Source organism: Pseudoxanthobacter sp., assembly GCF_036822375.1.
GTDB lineage: Bacteria > Pseudomonadota > Alphaproteobacteria > Rhizobiales > Segnochrobactraceae > Pseudoxanthobacter.
Genome location: NZ_DAISHT010000351.1, coordinates 1 through 2,219, shown reverse-complemented (window position 1 = coordinate 2,219; position 2,219 = coordinate 1). Strand labels below are relative to the sequence as shown.

General features: G+C 67.5%; 2 protein-coding genes. Both read right to left on the bottom strand.

Going from position 1 to position 2,219, the window contains the following annotated elements:
• The coding region (locus V7067_RS17520; protein WP_334177168.1) for an SDR family NAD(P)-dependent oxidoreductase at positions 1-358 on the bottom strand (358 nt) is incomplete at its 3' end.
• A gap of 244 nt (positions 359-602) precedes the next feature.
• Positions 603-1,781, bottom strand: coding sequence for an acetyl-CoA C-acetyltransferase (locus V7067_RS17515; protein WP_334177167.1), 1,179 nt, complete (start codon positions 1,779-1,781; stop codon positions 603-605).
• Positions 1,782-2,219: the final 438 nt, after the last annotated feature.

The following is a 2,219-nucleotide window of genomic DNA, read 5'->3' as shown; positions in this document are numbered from 1 at the left end:
CCTCGATGACCGGGCGGGTCATGGTGAACATGGAATCGAGGTTGGTGCGGATCACTTCCGACCACTGCTGATAGGTCATCTTGTGCAGCGTGGCATCGCGGGTGATGCCGGCGTTGTTGACCAGCACATCGACCGGGCCGAGCGCCTTTTCGACTTCGGCGATGCCGGCAACGCACTCATCGGGGTGCGACACGTCCCAGCGGAACACGGACACGCCGGTTTCTTCGCTGAATTTGGTCGCGGCTTCCACGTTGCCGGCATAGGTCGCCGCCACGGCATAGCCGGCGTCCTTGAGGGCAACCGAGATCGCAGCACCGATGCCGCGCGTTCCACCAGTGACCAACGCCACCTTACCCATAGTCTCTCTCCTTGAGGCAGTGCGCAGCGGCCGGCCTGACCGTGCGCTTTTTTGTTGGCTCGTCCGCGGCGTCCGTCCGGCGCATCGCGCCGGGCGGGCCGCGGGGGCAGTCTCCGACAGGACCGGCCGTCACCCTCCGTTTCCGCCGCAACGCAGCGCGGCGGAACGGCTCACCGGCCGGCCCGGGGCTTGTGCGGCGGGCCGCCTGCGCGGATCGGCGATCCGGCAGCGGCCCTTGCGCACCTCAGAGCGCTTCGACGGTCAGGGCAATGCCCATGCCGCCGCCGATGCACAGCGTGGCCAGACCCTTCTTGGCGGTGCGGCGCTTCATCTCGTGCAGCAGGGTGACGAGGATGCGCGCGCCCGAAGCGCCGATCGGGTGGCCGATGGCGATGGCGCCGCCGTTGACATTGACGATGTCGGTGTTCCAGCCGAGGGTCTTGTTCACGGCGCAGGCCTGCGCGGCGAAGGCCTCGTTGGCTTCCACCAGATCGAGGTCGTCGACGGACCAGCCGGCCTTGGCCAGCGCCTTCTTGGACGCCGGGATCGGACCCGTGCCCATGACCTTCGGGTCAACGCCGGCGGTGGCCCACGACGCCACGCGGGCGAGCGGGGTGATGCCGCGGCGGGCGGCTTCGGCCTCGGTCATCAGCACCACGGCGGCGGCGCCGTCGTTGATGCCCGACGCATTGCCGGCGGTGACGGTGCCGTCCTTGGCGAAGGCCGGGCGCAGCTTGGTCATGGCGTCGATGGTGGCGCCGGCGCGGATATATTCGTCGCTGTCGATGATCTTGTCGCCCTTGCGGTCTTTCACCGTGATCGGAACGATCTCGTCCTTGAACTTGCCGGCGGCCCGGGCGGCCTCGGCCTTGTTCTGGGAGGCAAGGGCGAAGGCGTCCTGCACCTCGCGGGTGATCTCATATTCCTTGGCGACGTTCTCGGCCGTGATGCCCATGTGGTAGCCGTTGAAGATATCCCACAGGCCGTCCCGGATCATGGTGTCGATCAGTTCAAGGCCGCCCATCTTCTGGCCGGCCCGCAGATAGGCGGCATGGGTCGACAGGCTCATGTTCTCCTGACCGCCGGCCACGATGATGTCGGCATCGCCGGTGGCGATCTGCTGATAGCCCAGCGCCACGGCGCGCAGACCCGAACCGCACACCTGATTGAGGCCCCACGCGGTGGTGGCGATCGGCAGGCCGGCGGCGATGGAAGCCTGACGGGCCGGGTTCTGGCCCTGTGCGGCCGTCAGCACCTGGCCGAGAATGACCTCGTTCACTTCTTCGGGGGCGACCTTGGCCGCGCCGATGACAGCCTTGATGACCTCGGCGCCGAGGGCATGGGCCGGCGTGGTGGCGAACGACCCGTTGAAGCTGCCAACCGCCGTGCGCAGTGCGCTCGCGATCACGATTCCCTGGCTCATTTCCTACTGTCCTCTGCTTCCTTTTCCGGTCCGGAGACCGGCTGATTTTTCAAGGCCGTCTGCATGTGCAGCGACATGTGCAGCGACGGTCCGGGGCCGCGGCCGCAGCCCTTATGTGCCGCCGGCCCGCGACTGCAGGATGACGTTGCCCGGCGGTGCCGTCTCCCGGGGGAGAGACACGCCACCAGCGCCCCGCGCCCGGCGAAGATGTGATCCGGGCGCGGCACTCAAGTCAACTCGGGTTTCAACCGTAGTTCGTTGTCGCCGCCGGTTGCGCGAAGGCCGCACCGCCACCGGCACCGTGGTGCACAAAAGCGGTGGCAAGGCGGCGATGAAGCCCTTATCGTCGGCACGGAATTGCCCGGCACCGGGCACGGCAGCATGAAAGCGACGGACCGACGATGGCAAAGACCAACGAGGCCACGATCATCAAGAAAT